The organism is Chitinophaga sp. CF118, from assembly GCF_900112615.1.
Classification (GTDB): Bacteria; Bacteroidota; Bacteroidia; order Chitinophagales; family Chitinophagaceae; genus Chitinophaga.
The window spans coordinates 243,362-263,797 of sequence record NZ_FOMK01000007.1 but is presented as its reverse complement, the minus strand read 5'-3'; the positions used below and the strand labels follow the sequence as shown (position 1 = coordinate 263,797).

At 42.1% G+C, this 20,436-nt stretch carries 14 protein-coding genes; 8 read left to right on the top strand and 6 right to left on the bottom strand.

All coding sequences use genetic code 11. From position 1 onward, the window contains the following. The first annotated feature begins 87 nt into the window (after positions 1-87). Both BM176_RS24255 and BM176_RS24250 read left to right on the top strand, forming a co-directional pair. Positions 88-546 (top strand): hypothetical protein, encoded by a 459-nt coding sequence (locus BM176_RS24255; protein WP_143097905.1) that lies wholly within the window; start codon positions 88-90, stop codon positions 544-546. 304 nt (positions 547-850) lie between these two features. Beyond that, on the top strand, positions 851-1,993 hold the full coding sequence (locus tag BM176_RS24250; RefSeq protein WP_090106928.1) for a FecR family protein: 1,143 nt from the start codon (positions 851-853) through the stop codon (positions 1,991-1,993). A gap of 68 nt (positions 1,994-2,061) precedes the next feature. On the opposite strand, the gene BM176_RS24245 is transcribed toward BM176_RS24250, so the two are convergent. Beyond that, positions 2,062-3,240, bottom strand: coding sequence for a BamA/TamA family outer membrane protein (locus BM176_RS24245; protein WP_255373579.1), 1,179 nt, complete (start codon positions 3,238-3,240; stop codon positions 2,062-2,064). A gap of 248 nt (positions 3,241-3,488) precedes the next feature. Between BM176_RS24245 and BM176_RS24240 the strand changes: the two genes are divergently transcribed. The 4 genes from BM176_RS24240 (at position 3,489) to BM176_RS24225 (ending at position 10,567) form a co-directional block, all read left to right on the top strand. Next, positions 3,489-4,106: an RNA polymerase sigma factor gene (locus BM176_RS24240; RefSeq protein WP_090106926.1), complete on the top strand. Its 618-nt coding sequence runs from the start codon at positions 3,489-3,491 to the stop codon at positions 4,104-4,106. A gap of 69 nt (positions 4,107-4,175) precedes the next feature. Next, on the top strand, positions 4,176-5,204 hold the full coding sequence (locus tag BM176_RS24235) for a FecR family protein (RefSeq protein WP_090106925.1): 1,029 nt from the start codon (positions 4,176-4,178) through the stop codon (positions 5,202-5,204). A gap of 63 nt (positions 5,205-5,267) precedes the next feature. Then, on the top strand, positions 5,268-8,801 hold the full coding sequence (locus tag BM176_RS24230; protein WP_090106924.1) for a SusC/RagA family TonB-linked outer membrane protein: 3,534 nt from the start codon (positions 5,268-5,270) through the stop codon (positions 8,799-8,801). A gap of 17 nt (positions 8,802-8,818) precedes the next feature. After that, positions 8,819-10,567: a RagB/SusD family nutrient uptake outer membrane protein gene (locus BM176_RS24225; RefSeq protein ID WP_090106923.1), complete on the top strand. Its 1,749-nt coding sequence runs from the start codon at positions 8,819-8,821 to the stop codon at positions 10,565-10,567. A gap of 69 nt (positions 10,568-10,636) precedes the next feature. Here BM176_RS24225 and BM176_RS24220 read toward each other — a convergent pair whose 3' ends face one another. Beyond that, on the bottom strand, positions 10,637-11,302 hold the full coding sequence (locus BM176_RS24220; RefSeq protein ID WP_090106922.1) for a response regulator transcription factor: 666 nt from the start codon (positions 11,300-11,302) through the stop codon (positions 10,637-10,639). Positions 11,303-12,260: 958 nt separating this feature from the next. On the opposite strand from BM176_RS24220, the gene BM176_RS24210 reads away from it, so the two are divergent. Beyond that, on the top strand, positions 12,261-13,028 hold the full coding sequence (locus BM176_RS24210) for an SGNH/GDSL hydrolase family protein (protein WP_090106945.1): 768 nt from the start codon (positions 12,261-12,263) through the stop codon (positions 13,026-13,028). 43 nt (positions 13,029-13,071) lie between these two features. On the opposite strand, the gene BM176_RS24205 is transcribed toward BM176_RS24210, so the two are convergent. The 4 genes from BM176_RS24205 to BM176_RS24190 form a co-directional block, all read right to left on the bottom strand. Further along, the gene (locus BM176_RS24205) at positions 13,072-16,116 is read right to left on the bottom strand and encodes an efflux RND transporter permease subunit (RefSeq protein WP_090106920.1); all 3,045 of its coding nucleotides are present in this window, start codon (positions 16,114-16,116) and stop codon (positions 13,072-13,074) included. Between the two features lie 11 nt (positions 16,117-16,127). After that, positions 16,128-17,198 (bottom strand): efflux RND transporter periplasmic adaptor subunit, encoded by a 1,071-nt coding sequence (locus BM176_RS24200; RefSeq protein ID WP_090106919.1) that lies wholly within the window; start codon positions 17,196-17,198, stop codon positions 16,128-16,130. Between the two features lie 20 nt (positions 17,199-17,218). Next, positions 17,219-18,577 (bottom strand): TolC family protein, encoded by a 1,359-nt coding sequence (locus BM176_RS24195; RefSeq protein ID WP_090106918.1) that lies wholly within the window; start codon positions 18,575-18,577, stop codon positions 17,219-17,221. Positions 18,578-18,732: 155 nt separating this feature from the next. Then, positions 18,733-19,341, bottom strand: a complete 609-nt coding sequence (locus tag BM176_RS24190; RefSeq protein WP_090106917.1) for a TetR/AcrR family transcriptional regulator — start codon at positions 19,339-19,341, stop codon at positions 18,733-18,735. 89 nt (positions 19,342-19,430) lie between these two features. On the opposite strand from BM176_RS24190, the gene BM176_RS24185 reads away from it, so the two are divergent. Further along, the gene (locus BM176_RS24185; protein WP_090106916.1) at positions 19,431-20,354 is read left to right on the top strand and encodes an NAD-dependent epimerase/dehydratase family protein; all 924 of its coding nucleotides are present in this window, start codon (positions 19,431-19,433) and stop codon (positions 20,352-20,354) included. The last annotated feature ends 82 nt before the right edge of the window (positions 20,355-20,436 follow it).

Sequence of the window (20,436 nt, the reverse complement as noted above, 5' to 3'; positions counted from 1 at the left end):
TCTGATGGAGCGTCGTCATGAAATGAATCGGCTCCATTCTTATTTATGGAATTTCCTGGTTGCAGCATCTATATTTTAAAATCACCTATGGCTTCGTATATCCGTATTCCAGAACCCTGTAATGAAAGCTGGGAAGAGATGCTTCCGGCAGAACATGGAAAACACTGCTTAAAATGTTGTAAAACAGTCGTTGATTTCACTGACTGGGAAATACCTGCTATTGTCGAATACATGAAAGAGAATGCTAAAAAGAATGTTTGCGGACACTTTAATAATACATCTGTGGAAACTTCTCAGGATTACCTGGTGAGGCAAGTTTCATTCTCCAATATCTCTATCTTTAAAAAGATAGCTGCTATCTTTTTAATTGCTTTCGGAATGGCTGGTTCTTCCTGTATGATGGGAAAGCCTGCTCCGGTAGAAAATATGGATGATTCTACTGCTATACCTGTTATGATTGATTCTACTACTTTATCTGTAACTACAGGGGTAGTTATTATGGATGCAGATTCAATTGCACCTTCAAAGGATTCGCTTATTCCCTGAAGGCAGAAATCAAGCAAACAATTGTATAATTCAAACAATTTTCAACGGAATAGCTAAAACGAGCAAGCATCCGGCTGGGTCTGATTATGTTAATATAGCATTATATTGTGAAGATTTAATATTAATTGTTATAGAGAGCCTAAATAACGAGTTGTAATCCCGGGCATTAACCGGCAATTAACAGTTTGAATGATCAGATGTGTGTAGATTTATGCAATAGATTGCAGAGATTCCAGCGTTATCCTTGTCAATATCAATATGTTGTTGATATGGAAGGCTAAAAACTCCAAAATTCTAAAGCAAAATGAATCACGAGCACATTTACCAGTTGTTATTACAAAAGCGCAATGGAACAATTAGTGTACCAGACGATGAGTATGTGACAGGACTTATTAATGTTCATGAAGACATAGAACTCATGTGGAAAGCAATCAAGCATAGTCCATCTATCCAGGGCGAAGAGAAGTTCTGGCATGAAATGAATACAGACCTTGCGTGGCAACAAGTAGAAGAAAAACTATTGCCAAGGCGTAAAGCAATGTGGTGGACCAATCGCTGGTTAATTGCTGCTGTAATTACAGGAGTGGTGGCTACTGGTATTACATTTATGTGGCAATCAGGGATTTTTAAACCAAAGCAACCACAGGAGCTGGCAACAACAGTAAAGGCAGAAACAGAATTACAGTTGAAACTGGCTAACGGACAGACTGTAAAACTTCCTTACCATCAGGCAAAACAACAAATCAGCGCGGGTGATGTGCAACTGAATGCTGGATCTAATAAATTACAATACACTGCAAATAAAACGGAGTCAGGATTTAATACCCTCATAGTCCCTCCTAAAATGGATTATAAGCTGGTGTTATCTGATGGTACGGAAGTATGGTTGAATGCTACTACTAAGCTCCGTTTCCCCTTCAATTTTAACGGCAATCAAAGAGAAGTATACCTGGAAGGAGAAGCATTCTTTAATGTAGCCAAGAATACGACACAGCCCTTTATTGTACACACGGAGAAAACAGAGATCAGGGTATTGGGTACTACCTTTAATGTGAGTGCTTATAAAAACGGTATTACAAGTACGTCACTGGTAAGCGGAGCTGTTACTTCAAAGTCTGCTACTGCACAGGTGACTTTAAAACCCGGGCAGGAAGCTGTTGTGACAGATAATGATAAATTTGACATTCGTAACTTTGATTCAGATGAAGTACTGGCCTGGATGCGTGGAATCTATATCTTCCATAACACCTCCCTGAAAGATATTGGAGGTGTAATTGAACGCTGGTATGGTGTGAAAGTAGTGTTTGACCGTCCTGAACTGGCCGCTAAGAAATTCACCGGAGGATTGGAAAAACTACATACTCTGGATTATTTCCTGGAAACATTAAAAATAGTAGGGAACGTGGATTATTCTTATGATAAAGAAGGTGTGCTGCATCTTAAGTAATAAAACAAGTAACGACACATTTAATATATAACAAGTACCTGTATCATATGTATGATGCAGGTTTTTTATCAAAATGCTTCTCCAAGGTTGAGCTTTATCGCTTTATATCCTTTGCTCACTCCAAAATCAATAGCCATATTCGTATTTGATCCTTTATTGAATTTAATTCTCAGCCCTGTACCTACCGCCGGATGCCACGACCTGAACATCGATTCAGATCCACTCACTGTATTTACATTAGCAAAAACAACAAACCCGAACAGACCATTTTCAGTTATATCCCTCCTGTATTCACTTTCCAGGTAGAATAGACTTTTGCCACGATACCGGTTTTGATCTACTCCTCTTCCGGAGCGGTTGCCAGGATCCCAGCCAATACTTGGTAAGTTAAGATAAGGAGCATTGCTGTGTAACACTGTCCAGAAATAAGACCAGAACGCAAAGGTGTTTTGCTGATCCGGATTTGCAGGATTGACCGAAATATATTTTCTCACATCCGCATACAAAGATTGCCACCGGAGATCATTACCCAGGAAAGAAGGATTTATACGAAATACAACATTCGCATAAGCTCCGGGGAGCGGGTTAATAGAATTATTACGACTATCGTATAATAAGCTGAAACTAACTCCTGATGAAACGGATCTATCATCTAATCCATATGGATAACCGGTAAAGGTTTTCAGGTCTATGTTCGCACTATCACTTTTGATATTCATATAGTAATCCAGGTTATATCCGGCTCCCGCAAAAAAATATGGCCTTATACGTTTGAGTGCCTGTTCATAAAAGCGGATATACCGGTAGTCTACTAACGTTCTGTGATCATGATCTTTATCGTTTCCCAATCCCCAGGTATATTGAGGATATACCAAAAGCCTCAGATCTCCCTGGATAGTCCATGAATTATTGGGTAACCATATACTTGTACGCAGGGGTAAGCCAAACCGTCCTTTTAAATTAAAATAAGGGGCAAATGTAGCACTTGAAATATTGGTAGTACGACGCGAACCTAAATAGATACCTGCCGTTGTACTGGTAACTAATACATGACCGCTTCCTCCCGGAACACTGCTACTCACTGGTAACACAGAAAAGTAAATTCTTTTTTCTTCCAGTTTCCTCTTTTTATTAGGTTTGATGTGAAAGAGCCTTTTGGCAATATCAACCAGATCTGTTTTTCCTGTTGTATCTTTTACAGTATTACTTTTAGATACAACAGTGGATGCATCCTGAGCAAACATCATACATGGGTATAAACATAATATTATAAAGATGATTTTTGACATGGAGATTTGGGGTATAAAAATAATTTCGCAATTTAAAGATTGAGTTAGACATAATAGTCATTATCAAAATTTATAGGCTGACAATGCTAAGGTTACAAATACTATACCACGACATTAATGTGTAGAAGGACCAAACATATTACAGAATAATTCACAAAAACGTGTATTTTTATAACAACTAAAGAGATCTCAACCAAAATCCAGCTATGGAAGCAGTAAAGCCATCATTGACTGCTTTGTATAAAGCATCTCCACAGGAGGAGTTATGGGATAACTTCCGGCAGGGTAGCCGGGACGCATTTGCAGTGATCTACCAGGAACATGTAGATGATCTTTACCATTATGGGGTGCATTTTTGTGGAGATGGAGAACAGGTGAGGGATTGCCTTCAGGAACTTTTTCATGACCTCTGGCAATCCAGAGAACACCTGACAGACCAACTACAGAATATCCGGTATTACCTGCTCAGCAGCCTACGCCGCCGTTTATTGCGGGCACTGGAAAAGGATCGCCGTCTCCGTGCTCAGACTTCTGAAATCCCGTTTGACTTTGAACTGATCCCTCCCCGGGAGCACTTTATTATCCAGGACGAAAAACAACAGGAACAGTTACAACAACTGCATGTAGCCCTGTCAGCCCTACCCCGCCGCCAGCGGGAAGCTATTTACCTGCGTTTCTTCCATGACCTTTCTTATCAGGAAGTAGCAGACCTGATGTCCATGAAAGTAGACTCCGTATACAACATCATCTCCAAAGCTATCGGTGTATTGAAAAGAATGCTACCACCTGCCGTATTACTCTTATTATTAAGCCCCGGGAAATAATTTAAAAAAAACCTTCCCCAAAACGATGAGATTTTCCCTTTCTCTGTCTCTTTATATAAAAGAGACGGTTTGCAGCAGTACCATATATATACAGCACGTGATTTTGCAATGGACGAAAATTTCCAGCAATGGGTACTAAAACCAGATGTAAAGAACAATTACGAATGGGCTACCTGGCTGAAACAACATCCTGAAAAAGAAGCTGTAATAGCAGAAGCCATAACCCTGGTAAAGTCCATCCATTTTCGTGATTACCAGCTAACCGGTGAGCAGAAGGACCAGTTGTGGGATGCTATCTGGGATAATATAGCAACAGATGAAACGGCAGAATTACCTGTTCTGCCTGTAGCGAACAGGAGTCGCTTTTATAGATTGTTTTCCTGGAAGTACGCTGCTGCCATATTACTGGGCATCCTGCTGGGCACGCTCTGGTTAACACATACAGACAAACAGTTTCATGCACTCACACTGAGCACAGCTACTTTACCGGGACAAACAAAAAAATTGCTGTTGCCCGATAGCTCGGAAGTATTATTAAATGCAGGATCAAGGCTGGTGTATGCACAGAAAGAAGCCAACGTAAGGGAAGTGTGGCTGGATGGAGAAGCCTGGTTCCATGTACGTCATACAAAAGAGAATACAAGATTCATTGTACATACATTCGACCGTCTTTCAGTAGAAGTTCTGGGTACCCAGTTCAACATCAATAATTTTAACAACAGGATAGCAGTCGTATTGCAACAAGGAAGTATTAAGCTGAATATCAAAGAACAGCAGGGACAAAATGAAACACAGCTATACCTGCAACCCGGAGAGATGCTCCGTTATAATAAACAGGATGGAGAATATACCAAGAGCAGAACAGATGTGACAAAGGTAATCGCCTGGACACACGGGCAGCTTATGATGGATGAATATACTGTTGCCGATGCCATACAATTTATGCGGCAGGTGTTTGACCGACAGGTATCTGTAAAAGAACCAAAGATGTTGCGGTACCGTGTTTCAGGCTCTATGCCTATCGTTTACAATGCCGATACTATGCTAATTCAATTTGAGAAAGCTTTTGGAGTACATTTTTATAAACAGGGCAAGTAAGATAGCGTAACCACGTTGGGAAACTGATACCCAAACTTTTTATTAACCAAAACTAAATTGCACATGAACAAACATTTACGTGTGCTGCTGATGCATACTATTGCATTAAGTGTTCTGTCACCTTGTGCTCTGGCAAACCAGCCGCTGGCTGCAAAGCCGGGTGCCAAACCTGTAAGACAACCACTGGAACAGCAGGAGGAAGTATTATTGAAACAATTATTCCGGCAAACGGAAGTGAAATTCGGTGTCTCAATTGCTTATAAAAGCGACCTGGTGAAAGACCAGAAAGCAAAAATAGATCTTGCTGCCTGTAAGTCAGCTGAAGAAGTACTCGACAAAGCACTCGCTCCATTTAATCTCTCATATCAGAAAGTCAGAGAGCACTTTTATCTTATTACCGCAAGGGAGGCAACGCAAACATCCGGTGGTGAAGCCATACAACGCCCTATACATGGTAAGGTAACAGATGCCAAAGGTACTGCACTGCCAGGTGTTACATTGCGTGTAAAGGGAACCGGTACGGGTGCTGTTACCGGCCCTGATGGTACTTTCACTCTCAACGTTCCCGGCACTGCCAATGACCTACTTGAAATATCTTTCGTTGGGTACGAATCCAAAGAAATACCAGTGGGAAGTCTGTCAGAAATAAATATCATACTAACAGAAAATACCAGCACACTTAACGAAGTGATCGTTACAGGTTACACCACTCAACGCAAAAAAGATCTGACTGGTGCCGTAACCGTTATCGACATCGGAGAAATGGTAAAGCAACCATCCGGACAGGTTACAAGTCAATTACAGGGACAAGCATCAGGCGTTACCGTTATTGGTTCCGGGCAGCCGGGAGAAGAACCCGTGGTGCGCATCCGTGGGGTGAATACCTTTGATAACAATACTCCGCTTTACGTAGTGGATGGAGTACCTACGCAAAGTATCAATGACCTGAATCCTAATGACGTGGCTTCGATGCAGGTATTGAAAGATGCAGGTGCTGCTTCTGTTTATGGTTCCCGTGCATCCAATGGTGTGATTATCATTACGACCAAAAGAGGTACCGGCAAGGTGAAAGTGAAATATGATGCGTATTATGGTCGTCAGTACCCTAAAGGAGGGAATGCTTTTCATACACTGAACTCTCAGGAAATGGCCAACCTGCGCTGGCTGTCATACAAAAATACAGGTACGCCATTGAGCGATACTTTGTATGGAGACGGCCTCACACCCAGACTGCCGGATTATCTGCAACCTGTAGGACTGATGGAAGGAGATCCCCGCACTAATCCTGACCTGTATTATGTAAATCCAAACTATACAGATCAGAACGATTATAACAGTTTCTATTATATCACTAAAGCCAATAAAACTGGAACAGACTGGTTTCATGAAATCTTTAAACCGGCCGCAATGACCAGTCATAACCTGTCTGTGAGTGGTGGCAGTGACAGAGGTAATTACTTGTTCTCACTGAACTATTTTAATCAGCAGGGTACCCTGATGAATACCTATCTGAAAAGATATATCATCCGCTCTAATAGTCAGTTCAACATTTCTAAAAATATACGGATAGGAGAGAATCTGTCTTTCTCTGTTACTGATAACCCCACCGTAGACCTGCTCACGGCCAGTGGGGCCGTGGGTATGGCTATACGGGAACAGCCCATTATCCCTGTATATGATATCAAAGGTAACTTTGGTGGTTCAAATGGGATTGGACTAGGCGATGCCATGAACCCGGTAGCCATGCAATACCGCACCCGTAATGATAAAGGACAGGTGAACAGGGTATTCGGTAACGTCTATGCTGATATTGACTTCATGGAACACTTTACCTTCCATACAAGCTTTGGTGGTGAGGTGAATTCGGGATATCGTCATAGGTTCACCTATCCACAGTATGAGAATAAAGAAAATGCAGGTGTAAATTCTTATACAGAATCAAGCGACTTCGCTCATAACTGGACATGGACCAACACTCTGAACTACCACAATACATTTAATAAAGTACATAACCTGAATGTACTGTTAGGTACAGAAGCATATGATGAACGTACCCGTCAGCAGGTAGGTACTACGCAGGACTTCTTCTCTTTTGATCCGGATTACGTAGATAACGGCACGGGTGCAGGCGGACAAACCATCACGTCTACCCGTTACTCTGCAGGTTTATTATCCCTCATCGGAAGGATAGACTATACTTTTAATGACAAGTATATCCTGAGCGGTACACTGCGCCGGGATGGATCTTCCAAATTTGGTGTGAATAACCGTTATGGTATGTTCCCCGCAGTAAGCGCCGGCTGGCGTATCTCCCAGGAGTCTTTCCTGAAAAGTGTAAGCTGGCTCACAGATCTGAAAATTCGTGGTGGATGGGGTATTATGGGAAACCAGTTGAGCCTTACACCGGGTAATGCCTTTACTTTATATGGTGGTAATAAGAACACTTCTTATTACGATCTGCAGGGTACCAACAACGGTATTTTGCTAGGTTTCCAACAGGTACAAATAGGTAATCCTAATGCAAAGTGGGAGAGTGATATCAATACCAACATCGGTATAGATGCAACCTTGTTTGGTGGTAAACTGGAAGTATCTGCTGATTACTTTCAGAAGAATATCAAAGACCTTTTATACAACAGTGAATTACCGGGAACATTCGGCACCGCTCCTGCACCTTATTCTAATGTGGCCAACATGAAGAATCAGGGTGTAGACCTTACCGTTACCTCACATACGAACATCACCAAGGATCTGAAGTTTGATGCGACAGTAACATTGACCACCTTCAAAAACAGGATCGTTAAGATTGCCACAGGAGTGGATTATTTTGACAGCCAGCCACGTAACTTCAGTGAAAGCATTATCCGCAATGCTGTAGGACAGCCTATTTCCAGCTTCTACGGCTATAGGATTACCGGGTTCTGGAACAGTCAGGATGAGGTGGATAAAGCCGATGCGGCAGCACAGGCAAAGACGGGAGATGCTTCTGCCACCTTCCAGGAAGCAGCAGCACCTGGCCGCTTCAGATATGCAGATACGAACAATGATGGTGTAATCAACTCAGACGATCGTACCTTCCTTGGGAACCCTAATCCCAAAGTATCTTATGGCATTAATCTCGGATTAACCTACAAAGCATTTGACTTCAGTATGTTCCTGTTTGGTGTGCAGGGCAACCAGATCTGGAACCAGGTAAGATGGTGGACAGACTTCTCCTCTTCATTTGATGGTGCTAAAAGCAAAACAGCCCTCTATGATTCCTGGCTGCCGGAACGCACCAATGCCAAAGCGCCTATCCAGGAAGGAGAAGGTTCTTTCAGTACCAACAGTGTTCCCAACTCTTATTATGTAGAAAACGGTGCTTACCTGCGTTGTAAGAACGTTCAACTGGGATACACCTTCCCACAAGCATTCGGCAGCAGGATCCACATTGAAAGATTAAGGATCTACGTACAGGCAGCTAACCTTTTCACTATCACAAAATATACAGGTATTGATCCTGAAATTGGAGGAAGTGATGTAAGGAGCTTTGGTATAGATGAAGGCACTTATCCAAGCCAGCGCCAATTCCTGGCAGGTGTAAATCTTACATTCTGATGTTAAATTGTAAAGCCATGAAACTAAATAAAAATATATCTATAGCAATACTGGCAGGAATAACACTTTGCAGTCCTTCCTGTAAAAACTTCCTGGACCGGGTGCCGCCATCTTCTTTAAAAGAAGAGCTGATCTCCAATAAAAAAGGAATCAATGCACTACTGGTAGGTGCATATGGTGCACTGGATGGTCAGGACTTTACGGATGGAGATATGACAAATCTCTCCGGTGGAGCGGGGTACGCAGTATCTCCCGATAACTGGATCTATGGGAGTGTGTGTGGAGGTGATGCACATAAAGGTAGTGATCACTTTGACTCTCCACCAACACTGGATCTGGCCAGGTTTACTGCCGGTGCTACCAACAGCTTCCTCAATGATAAATGGCGTGTGGATTATGAAGGAGTAACCCGTTGTAATACCGTACTCCGTCTGTTACCTAAGGTTACAGATATGACTGATGAGGAGAAAACGGAAGTTGCAGCAGAAGCACACTTCCTGCGGGGGCATTATTATAGTGATCTTAAAAAGATGTTTAATATGGTACCGTGGATAGATGAAACTACCACAGACATGAAAACACCGAATAATAAAGATATCTGGCCTGAAATAGAAGCAGATTTCAAGTTTGGTATGGATAACCTGGCTAGCACCCAGACAGAAGTTGGCCGTCCGAATAAATGGGCTGCTGCCTGCTACCTGGCCAAAACTTACATGTTTGAGCATAAATATACAGATGCCAAGCCTCTCTTTGATCAGATTATCTCCCAGGGTATCACCTCAAAAGGAGAGCGTTATAAGTTGAGAGATCGTTTCGAAGACAATTTTGATGCGGCAACAGAGAATACATCAGAATGTGTTTTTGCCATTCAGTATGATGCAAACGATAATTCCGGTACCTCTGCCAATGCCAACCAGGGCGAAATGCTCAACTACCCCTATAATGGCCCCTTCAGCTGTTGCGGTTTTTTTCAGCCTACACAAGACCTGGTAAATTCTTATATCACAAACGCCCAGGGGCTGCCTTACCTGGACGATTATAACAGTCACAGTATCACTACAGAAACATTGGATCCACGCCTGGACTGGACAGTAGGCCGCCAGGGGATTCCATACCTTGATTGGGGCGTACATCCCGGCGATACCTGGATTAGGGAAGCATCTACTGCTGGACATTATTCTCCCAAGAAAAACGTTTACTGGCAGGCAACACAGGATAAATATTATGATCCCAGGGGATGGGCACCTGGTAATGCAATCAATTATAATCTGATCCGTTATGCAGATGTACTGTTGATGGCGGCAGAATGTGAAGCCCAGTTGTCTAATCTGGATCAGGCACAGGCTTATGTGGATACAGTGCGTGGAAGGGCTGCCAGGCCAGAAAGTGAAGTATATCTATATCTGGACAATAATGCGCCGATGAGTGGCTTCCAGGATGTACCTGCTGCCAATTATAAGGTGTCCAGGTATCCCACAGGTACTTTTACGGCGCAAGGCAAGGATTATGCCCTGAAGGCCATCTATTTTGAGCGCAAACTGGAACTGGCTATGGAAGGACATCGCTTCTTCGACCTGGTTCGCTGGGGAGATGCGGGTGATGTGCTGAATGCATTCTTTGCCTTTGAAGGAAACCTTACATTGGATATCCAGGGGGCTAGTTTTACCAAAAATAAGAATGAGTACTTTGCTATTCCGCAGCGGCAGATAGATTTATCTACTAATGGAAGCAAGAGTACATTAGAACAGAATAAAGGATATCATTGATAGATAATAGCGATACCCATGATAGTTATAGCGGTCAGACGCCCGAAAGTCGTCTGACCGCTATGTTATTTAAGATAAGATCCTGTATTGCTGGGTAAGGTTTTTAATGGCGTATTTGATCAGGGAGTTATGACCAGTAAGATTCAGTTTTTTGGAAATATTATGTCTGTGATTCTCTACCGTTTTAATACTGATGTTAAGTGCCTGCGCAATCTCTTTTGTACTCATACCTTCTGCAATCATCTGCATAATCCTGAATTCAGTCTTACTCAACTTGTTGTGAATTTCAGGTGCAATCACCGGCATAGATACGATAGTAGTATGCTTTCTGTCTCTTTGTTGAATGTTATAAAACGTAAACCGGATGAGCCTTGATTTAATGCTCATGATGAGTTCTTTGCTTTTAAATGGTTTGGTCAGGAAATCATCAGCTCCCAGGTTCATACCCATGCGCATATCTTCTTTACCATCTTTCCCACTGATAAAGATAAAGGGGATATGTTGAAGGGTATGGTCATTGCGAAGTTCCATAAGGAAGTGAAACCCGCTTCCACCGCGGAGTTTTACACCGCATACCACAAGGTCGGGCTTGTATTGCCGGCTCATATAAATGCCTTCTTCTGCAGATGTACAGGTAATTATTTCATAGTTGTGCAAAGTCAGCAACTGCTGAATCTTTTTTAGCAGAGTAGTGTCTTCTTCGAGCAACAATATTTTATAAATAGGATCTTTCATGTATTAATAATTTGAGGTAGTTTATACGTCCCTGTTATATCATGCCCGATTGCACTGGTTGAGTAGAACTGTGCATTGTTATTATAGAACGCATAACAACTGGATGTGGTATATAATATCATCCGTATATAATGGTTTTTATCTGGATAAATGACAACCATACTTGCTGTGGGTACGAACATTTGGCTGATAAATCGTTCACGGTCAATAGTAAGAGTTGGGATAATTTCCAGCATATCTTTTACTTATGTGGGCAGCAATTGAAGTAAAATAAAGCATAAGTCTAAGAATTTTCAAAGTATGTTTTTTAATGATAGGTAATAACTTCATTCTTTATTATAGTAATTACTTTTTAAGAATAATTCTTGCGTAGCTTTTCAAGAGAAGATATGGGGTATAAATTTCTAAGTCGGTCACGATGCACGTAAATATGCGTTAAATAACGGCGGTTTCAGAATGTTTGGTTGTCGGCCATGCTTAAAATAAGTGTTAGCACCTAGAAATATGTGTATCCTTACTCATTTTCCAAAAGGGGCACTGAAATTTACAAAATCTAACGTATCAAATGTACATCTTTACATCGGAAAATGTATAAAGCATTTAAAACTAGGCATATGCATCGTAAAAAATTATATCAATGACTATTTAGGTTAATATAAGCTCAAATAGACGATATAATGAAAATGTCTGGTTGTAATAGTGGAGAGCCATATCCATAATAAAGCCAAACTCTCGTTAAGCCTGGTATGCTTAATAGAATGTGTACCAGGCAACTGCGAAAGATTTGGGACAGCTCCCATCATGTCATTTATACACAGGTTTTCATAGGATAGATAACTAAATTGCCGCCTAGTCCTGGGCGGCATATTTATTTTTATCATTAAATTTATTAGTTTAGTACTTCAGGTCGATTTATATTCTAATAACCATAATGTATATACTCAATTTAAATAATTCCATGCCACAGAAAACTAATTCCAACCGGAGGAACTTTATCCGGAATGTATCCTTAGGAAGCCTGGCCGCAATAACCCTTCCATCGTTGGTTTCAGGAACCGCCAAAGAAGTACAGGCAAAGAAAATTACGCTAAAAAAGAATGCTGTCGTTCTCTTTCAGGGAGATTCTATTACAGATTCCGGTCGTAAAAAAGACCAGTCCACACCCAACAATGCGGGTTCACTGGGAAATGGTTATGCTTTCCTGGCAGCGGCAACCCTGCTGAAACAATTCCCTGATCTGAACCTGCAGATCTTTAATAAAGGTATCAGCGGCAACAAAGTATATCAGCTGGCTGAGCGCTGGGAGGAGGATTGCCTGAAAATACAGCCTGATGTACTGAGCATTCTGATAGGGGTCAATGACTTCTGGCACACTCTGACAGGTAATTACAAAGGAACTATAAAGACTTATCAGGATGATTTTACAGCGTTGCTGGATCGTACCAAACAAAAATTACCAGCTGTGCAGCTGGTAATAGGAGAGCCTTTTGCTGTGATTGGCGTAAAAGCAGTTGATGAGAAGTGGTACCCTGCTTTCAATGACTATCGCGCTGCTGCAAAAGAGATAGCCACGAAATATGATGCTGTCTTCATCCCTTACCAGACCATTTTTGATAAGGCGCAGAAAATAGCACCGGGATCATACTGGACAGGGGATGGTGTACATCCAAGTATTGCGGGAGCCGAGCTGATGGCCGCTTCCTGGGTTGAAACGGTAAAGAAATAGCATTATAATTAAGGGGGCAACTAGGGCCCCCTTAATTATAATGTTATTGTTGAGTTACTCTTGGTGGCATCAGCTTATACACTACTGGAGTTACTATTCTTGACAGCAAAGTAGAACTGATCAATCCCCCGATCAGTACGATGGCAAGTGGTGCTATCAATGGATTGGTAGAGATAGCAATAGGAATCAATCCACCAATGGCGGTGAGGGAAGTGAGTACAATCGGTAAAAAGCGTACCTCCCCGGCTTCCCTGATGGCTGTTTCCAGAGGTTTACCCTGTTCCCTTAGCTGGTTGGTAAAATCTACCAGCAGGATGGTGTTCTTCACTTCAATACCTGCCAGTGCAATCATACCCACGATAGCAATAAAAGATAAGGAGTTACCGGTTAACCACAGTGCTATGGCCGCACCCACAATACCCAACGGGATTACTGATAATACAATTAAGGTACTTTTAAATGTACCGAACTCCAGTACGAGTACTGCTACAAAGAGGAATATGGTTACAATAATAATGCTCATAAACCCTCCAAAAGAATCCTGCCTTGACTCCACTTCGCCACCCATCTCATAACTATATCCTGCAGGTAACTTCATTGCATCCATTTTGACAATTACATCATTGATCACCCTGTCAACAAGAAACCCTTTCTGTACGAAAGCTGTCACAGAAACTACTCTTCTTTTTTCCTGATGATGAATACTCAGCGGAGAGGTTTCCATACGGAAGTCTGCCACTTGTGTAATCGGGTAAGCTTTGCCTGACCGGCTGTTTACATACAGGTTATTGAAAACATCCAGGGAAGGATGTCCATCTTTATTACGGGTTAGCAGAATATCATAATCATTGTCGTTATTATCCGAATAATGCCCAAGATTCAGTCCGGCTACCGCCATTCTTACTGTACGGTCTATGGTAACACTGGAAATATCGAGCAACTGTGCTTTTTCATTGTTGATAGCCACCCGGATATCGCTTTTCAGCAAGTTCACGGGGTTGTTTACATAAATAGCGCCCTGTGTATTTTTCAGCAGGAGTTCTGCTTTTGCTGCCAGATTGCGTAAAGTGTCCAGGTTATCTCCGAATAGACGAATTTCTACGGGAGCAGGAACAGCTGGCCCTTGTTCAAAGTTGGTCACTTCCACTTTAGCACCTGGATAGGGGGTCCATAATTTACGGAGTTTCTCGATCAATGCGAGCTTTTTGGTAGGAGAAGCGTGTTCGTCCAACTGAACGAACAGCTGTGCATAATCTGTTCTTTCATGTTCCGGAACAATGTTATAGTAAATACGTGGATTACCCTTACCAATGTTGGAAGAAAAGTATTTTACCTCCGGTTCCTGTTTTAATACCTTTTCAATGTTCTTCGCAATGCTGTCTGTATAGGCCAGACTGGATTGAGGCGGTGTGGTAATATTGATCAGGAACTGTGGTTTTTCAGAAGCAGGGAACAAACTGAAACCTATTACCTGGAACAGAATCAGAGAGGTGCCAAAAATTATCACAGTGGCAATGATGGTAAGTACAGGTTTATTTAAAGCCTTATCCAGCAGTTTGGAATAACTACCGTGGATCAGGCGTTTCAGAGCACGCATGAAGATATTTCCTTCCGGATTTCCGGTATGTTCAGATAATAACTTGCTGGACAGGAATGGGATGATCGTTAATGATACCAGCATAGATGCAAATACACTCATGATTACAGCCAGTGGTAACCCCCGGATAAAATCCCCGGCGCCTTCTGGTAGGAATACGAGAGGCATAAATGCGATCATCAGTGCAGCCGTACAGCCCACAACAGCCTTGCCTATCTGACCAGTAGCTTTTAACGTAGCCTCCATACGGGTATGCCCTTCCAGGATCCAGCGTTCTATATTTTCTACCACCACAATACTATCATCCACCAATAAACCCAGTGCTACAACCAGGCCTACAATACTTAACTGATTAAGGTTATAACCGAACAATTGTAAGAGGATCACCCCAATGGCAAGCGACAAAGGAATAGAGATCATTACGATCAGAGCAGGGCGGAAACCTAACGGTAGAAGGGTAAAAGCTACCAATAAGATGGCGATGAGAAAATCTTCTCCTAATCCACCTAAGCGCCTGTTTACATTCTCTGCCTGGTCAAAATTCTGCACCAGGTCTATATTAGCAGGCAAGGTCTTTTTAAATTGTGCAATGACTGGTTTATACAGTTCCTGGGTCTTGCTGATATTCTCACCTTCTTTCTGTGCAGCTACCACGAAAACACTGCGGTGTCCGTTTAGTCTTGTTGCGTAAGTTTCATCTTCATAACCGTAATACACATTGGCAATATCTTTCAGGAACACGTTTTTTCCATTGCTGATGTATACCACTGTATTCTTGATCTGATCCAGCTGTTGATAACTGCCACTGCTTTTAATATTGAAGGTACGGTTACCTGCATTCAGACTACCACCGGGAATATTCACCATCTCATTTTGCAGGCTGTTCATTACATTATCTGCTGATATGCCCATCTGGGCTATCTTATCTGTTGCCAGTTCGATCCTTACCTGTCTGGTAGGCAATCCGTGGATCTCAACATTCTTTAAAGAACGGAGGCGTTCCAGTTCATCCTGCAATTTCTCTGCATAATACTGTAACCTGTCGCGCGGCGCATTTTCAGACACCAGAGCAATCTGCAGGATGTTTACATCGCTGGGCTGAAAGCGCATTACCGTCACGTTTATATTTTCGGGTAATTCACTCCGCTTGCCATTCATCACGCGTAATACTTCCTGGTATTTATCGTCAACATTACTGTTGTATTTATATTCTATCCTGATCACAGCTAGTCCGTCGCCAATACTTGTACGTACACGTTTGATATTCTCCTGTGCAGAGAATTCTTTTTCCAGCGGATCTACTATCAGGTTTTCCATGTCTTTGGGGCTGGTACCAGGATATACGATAGCCACTGAATAAGTGGGGGCATGCATTTCCGGATCTTCCGAACGGGGCATGTTGATGATAGTCGTAATGCCCAGCACAATGATCATGATAAAGATCACCAGTGTGAACTGGTAGTTCTTTACTGCGTATGAAGATATTTTCATGTTCTGAAATGTTATTTGTTCGTGATAGTGATGGAGCTTCCTTCAGTTAAATAAGCGCTGCCTGAGATGATGAGTGATCCTGCATTTTCTAATCCGTTGCTGATAATTACATGATTTTTTTCCATACCAGCAATTGTAACGGTTACCTTATGCGCTGTTTTATTATCACTTGTTACAAATGCATATCCTTTATTGCCGTCGCCCTCCAGCAGAGCATCGTAAGGGATGTCCCAGGGACCATTGCTTCCGGAAGCAGTGGCAACAACCGGGGTGATCTTAGCCTTTCCGAACATACCAAAGGCAATAGCCGCAGGTTTTTCACCGGTAAGTTTTATATCTGCCATAAAGGAACCATCGGCAACGTTAATACCTTCTGATTTGCGGGAGATAACACCACTGAATACTTTACCTGGCATTGATTCTACTTCAACCTGTGCTTTGTCCTGTAGTTTAATCGCCGCCCATTCTTTGTTGCTTACCGGAACACGTAGTAACCAGTTGCCTGACTGTGCACCGTTGGTTTCAAATACAGCCGTGCCGGGTTGTACCATTTGCCCTTCGCTGGCCAGTTTACGTAATACATAACCATTGGCCTGTGCCCGGATTTGCGAATGACTACGGTTGAACTGTGCACTTTTCAATTGTTCCAAAGCTATGTCTACAGCTGTTTGTGTGTTCTGTAATTGCTCAAGAGTAGCTACACTATCTTTATACAGGTTCTGGATCCGTTGGTGATCGCGTACTGATTTATCATAATATAGCTGCGCTTGTTTCACCTGTGCATCAATCTCCACGGGATTGAGCGTAGCCAGGAGTTGTCCTTGTTTCACTGCATCTCCTTCTTTTACAAGGAGGCTTTGTATGATTCCTCCAGTTTTGAAAGACAGCATTACTTCATCATCTGTAGTAAATTGACCTGAAACATTAATCAGATTCACAGCCGCTATCTGTCCATTTAGTGGCAGTAATTTTACAGGAATCTGATCTGTTTCTTTTTTCTGTTCCGCAGATGTATGTTCTCCGCAGGAAACTGCAAGAGAGGAGAGTAGTGCGAGTAGTGTAATAACATGTATTGTTTTCATGTTGTCGTATTTTTAAGATGTTAGAGTTTATAAGTAGCCGTTGTTCTTTCTATCTCTGCAAGTGCCGTCTGCACCTGTGCAAAAGCAACGGAGAGTTGCAGTCTTGCACTGGTAAGCTGATTCTGAGCATCCAGAAGTTCAATGTACAGGAGTTGCCCTGCTTTATATACTTTCAGTTGATCGTTGTAATATTTTTCGGAGAGCTGTAACTGCGTTTGTGCATTGGAGAAAGTGGCAGCAGCAGTACGGTAATTATTCTGTGCGGTATTTGCCTCTAGTTGCAGAGCACTATTGGTCTCATTATATGAAGCCTGGATCACCTTTAAGTCCGAAGCCGCCTGTTGTGCTTTGTATTTTCTTTGTCCACCGGCAAACAGGTCCCATTGTAGATTTACACCCCACATATAGTAGCGGGATTTATTATCGAAGTTCCAGTTATACGCCTGGGTACCCAGGTCCAGAAATGTGTTGAGTTTAGGGATCAGATAAGAAGAAGATAGCCTGTATTGCAGGTTCGCAATTTTTTTCTGTTGATCCAGCTGGATCAGTTCTTCACGGTTACCAGCATTTCCATCTATTAGTAATACTTGTGCAGGAGTGAAAAGAGTACTGTCAAGTGTAATCTCTGTAGTGAAAGGCTCGTTCATCAGGAAGTTAAAATAAGCTTGTGCGTTCTGTTGCTTGTTCTGAGCTTCTGTGATTGATGTCACTATCTTCTGCTGTTCAGCCTGTGCGCGGGTTAAAGCGGTGCTATTACGTACCCCGTTATCGAGGAAACTTTTATTCACCCGGATATTTTCCTGCACCTGTGTTAGCGCTATATTGTAAATCTCTACAGCTTTAGCAGCCTGATAGTACTGATAGTAAGCTGTTTTAAGGTCTTTAGCCAGTTCACGTTTATAAACGTTTACGGTAGCCTGTTGCAGGGAAATGCTTTCCTTGCGGATTTTCTGTGCATACCATATTTCTGTATTGATGAGTGGGAGTGTGGTGCGTATATGAGCATCATAATAATTATCAGGATTCAGCAATACCGATTGATTTTGTAATTGCGGAAACTGCTGGCTGTTGGTCAATTTATTCAGAGTGCTGTACACTGGGTTCAGCATGTCGCCAATCGGGATATCAATGGTACGGCCTCCGGCGGCTTTGGTATAGGACCCCGTCAGGCCAATTTGTGGATAGAAGAGCGCTTTAGCTTCTTTCAGGGCTAGCAGGGATTTTTCCAGCTGAAAATTTCTTTGCTGTAATCCCTGGTTATGTTCAAAAGCCTGCTTAATGTACCTGTCAAGTACTGTTTCCTGTGCATTAGCTGCTATTACAGCACTAATCAGCAGTAGCAATGTGAACGATAATCTTTTGATAATGTTTGTTGACATAATGAACACTGTTTAGTGATAGCGTTAAAAAAAAGACACATTGAGTGCCAGTTGCTTAAAATGCATTGTTGATGACGTCAAGTAAGTTCTGATCAGTATTTAGATACTGTTGACCGGAGCAATTAGTTCATTGTCTGATCAACAGTATCAAGTAGTTAGCGGGTGATCAGTTCAATATATTCATCAACGGATTGTATGAGTATCTTGTTAATGTCTTCTTCGCCTGGCAATTCGAGTACTTTACAGCGGCCCCGTACATTCAGGGAAACCAGACCGTGTACCATTGCCCAACAGGATAAGGCGGCTGTCTTTGCGTCTTTGTACCGTAGCCTGTCACCGCAGCGCTCAATCACATCTGTCAGGAATTTGAAGGCATTACTCCCATTTTGCCAGCTTTCATCGTCTTTTACGTTCATTGGAGAGCGGATAATGAACATCAGGTCGTACAGGTCCGGGTTATTCATGCCAAACTCAACATATGTCTTAGTTAGCTGTTCCAGTTGTTTTACCGGATCTGTAGCTGTAACACTGGTTTGGAATATCTCGTTTAATTTCCCGAATGCTTCAGCCTGAAGTCCCCATAACAATTCATCTTTATCTTTATAATATAGATAAATAGTAGCTGGACTATATTCTATTTTATCAGCTATATTACGGAGGGAAGTCTTTTCATAGCCTTCCTTTACAAACATTTCCATGGCAGCGTTCATGATGAGCTTACGCATTTCCTGTTTCTCCCTTTCTTTTCTATCCGAGATGCCCATGTTATTTTATTTACAATGCAAACTTACTAAACAGTGTTCAGTAATTAAAATATTTTTTCTACATTTACGTCATAATTAAAAAATAACCTATGGAATTGTACACAATATTAGGAGCGGGAGGTGTGATAGCGAATGAGTTAACGAAAGAATTATTAAATAATGGCAAGAAGGTACGGTTGGTAAGCCGGAATCCTAAAATGATAGATGGCGTTACAGATACTGTAGCCGCAGATATTACAGATCCACTGCAAACCCGTAGGGCGGTGAGTGGGTCATCAATGGTATTTTTGTGCGCCGGCCTTGCATACAATCATAAAGTATGGGAAATAGCCTGGCCAAAGATCATTCAGAATGTGATCCATTCCTGTAGTGAGGCTGGAGTGCCGCTGATTTTTTTTGATAATGTATATATGTATGGGCGGGTAGATGGTGCAATGACTGAGCAGACACCTTATAATCCATGCAGCAAGAAAGGTGAAATCCGTGCACTAATTGCCAATAAAATTATGGACCGGGTAAAAGAAGGTCGTCTGACAGCTACCATCGCCCGTTGTGCAGACTTTTACGGACCGGGTGCAGATACTACCGGGGTTATGAACCTGCTGGCAATTGGTAAACTCGCAAAAGGGAAAACGGCCAACTGGCTGGGGAGCGATAAGCATACACATAGTTATACCTATACACGGGATGCTGCAAAAGGACTTTATTTATTGTCGCAGGACCGCAGTACTTTTAATCAGGTATGGCATTTGCCAACTAGCAATCCGGCTCCCAACGGTAAAGAGTATATAGAAATGATTGCAAAAATAGCAGACGTAAAACCACGGTATACGAGGCTGACAGGCTTTATGATCCGTCTTGCCGGCCTTTTCGATACTACCGTGGGAGAGTTGCATGAAATGCTTTACCAGAGTAACTATCCTTACATCTTTGATAGTACTAAATTTGAAAGGCATTTCAATTTTAAGCCAACATCATATGAAGAAGGGATCAGACAAACACTGGGAAAGTAGTGGATTTGAAATCAATATCTTATAAAGACCGATGTGATAAACTACCAGGAAATAATAAAATAAATTTGGAAGAATAAATATT

Excerpts from the sequence above, each read along its gene's own strand:
- BM176_RS24255 (WP_143097905.1), top strand. The coding sequence starts at position 88 with ATGGCTTCGTATATCCGTATTCCAGAACCCTGTAATGAAAGCTGGGAA.
- BM176_RS24250 (WP_090106928.1), top strand. The coding sequence starts at position 851 with ATGAATCACGAGCACATTTACCAGTTGTTATTACAAAAGCGCAATGGA.
- BM176_RS24245 (WP_255373579.1), bottom strand. The coding sequence starts at position 3,240 with ATGATGTTTGCTCAGGATGCATCCACTGTTGTATCTAAAAGTAATACT.
- BM176_RS24240 (WP_090106926.1), top strand. The coding sequence starts at position 3,489 with ATGGAAGCAGTAAAGCCATCATTGACTGCTTTGTATAAAGCATCTCCA.
- BM176_RS24230 (WP_090106924.1), top strand. The coding sequence starts at position 5,268 with ATGAACAAACATTTACGTGTGCTGCTGATGCATACTATTGCATTAAGT.
- BM176_RS24225 (WP_090106923.1), top strand. The coding sequence starts at position 8,819 with ATGAAACTAAATAAAAATATATCTATAGCAATACTGGCAGGAATAACA.
- BM176_RS24220 (WP_090106922.1), bottom strand. The coding sequence starts at position 11,302 with ATGAAAGATCCTATTTATAAAATATTGTTGCTCGAAGAAGACACTACT.
- BM176_RS24210 (WP_090106945.1), top strand. The coding sequence starts at position 12,261 with ATGCCACAGAAAACTAATTCCAACCGGAGGAACTTTATCCGGAATGTA.
- BM176_RS24205 (WP_090106920.1), bottom strand. The coding sequence starts at position 16,116 with ATGAAAATATCTTCATACGCAGTAAAGAACTACCAGTTCACACTGGTG.
- BM176_RS24200 (WP_090106919.1), bottom strand. The coding sequence starts at position 17,198 with ATGAAAACAATACATGTTATTACACTACTCGCACTACTCTCCTCTCTT.
- BM176_RS24195 (WP_090106918.1), bottom strand. The coding sequence starts at position 18,577 with ATGTCAACAAACATTATCAAAAGATTATCGTTCACATTGCTACTGCTG.
- BM176_RS24190 (WP_090106917.1), bottom strand. The coding sequence starts at position 19,341 with ATGGGCATCTCGGATAGAAAAGAAAGGGAGAAACAGGAAATGCGTAAG.
- BM176_RS24185 (WP_090106916.1), top strand. The coding sequence starts at position 19,431 with ATGGAATTGTACACAATATTAGGAGCGGGAGGTGTGATAGCGAATGAG.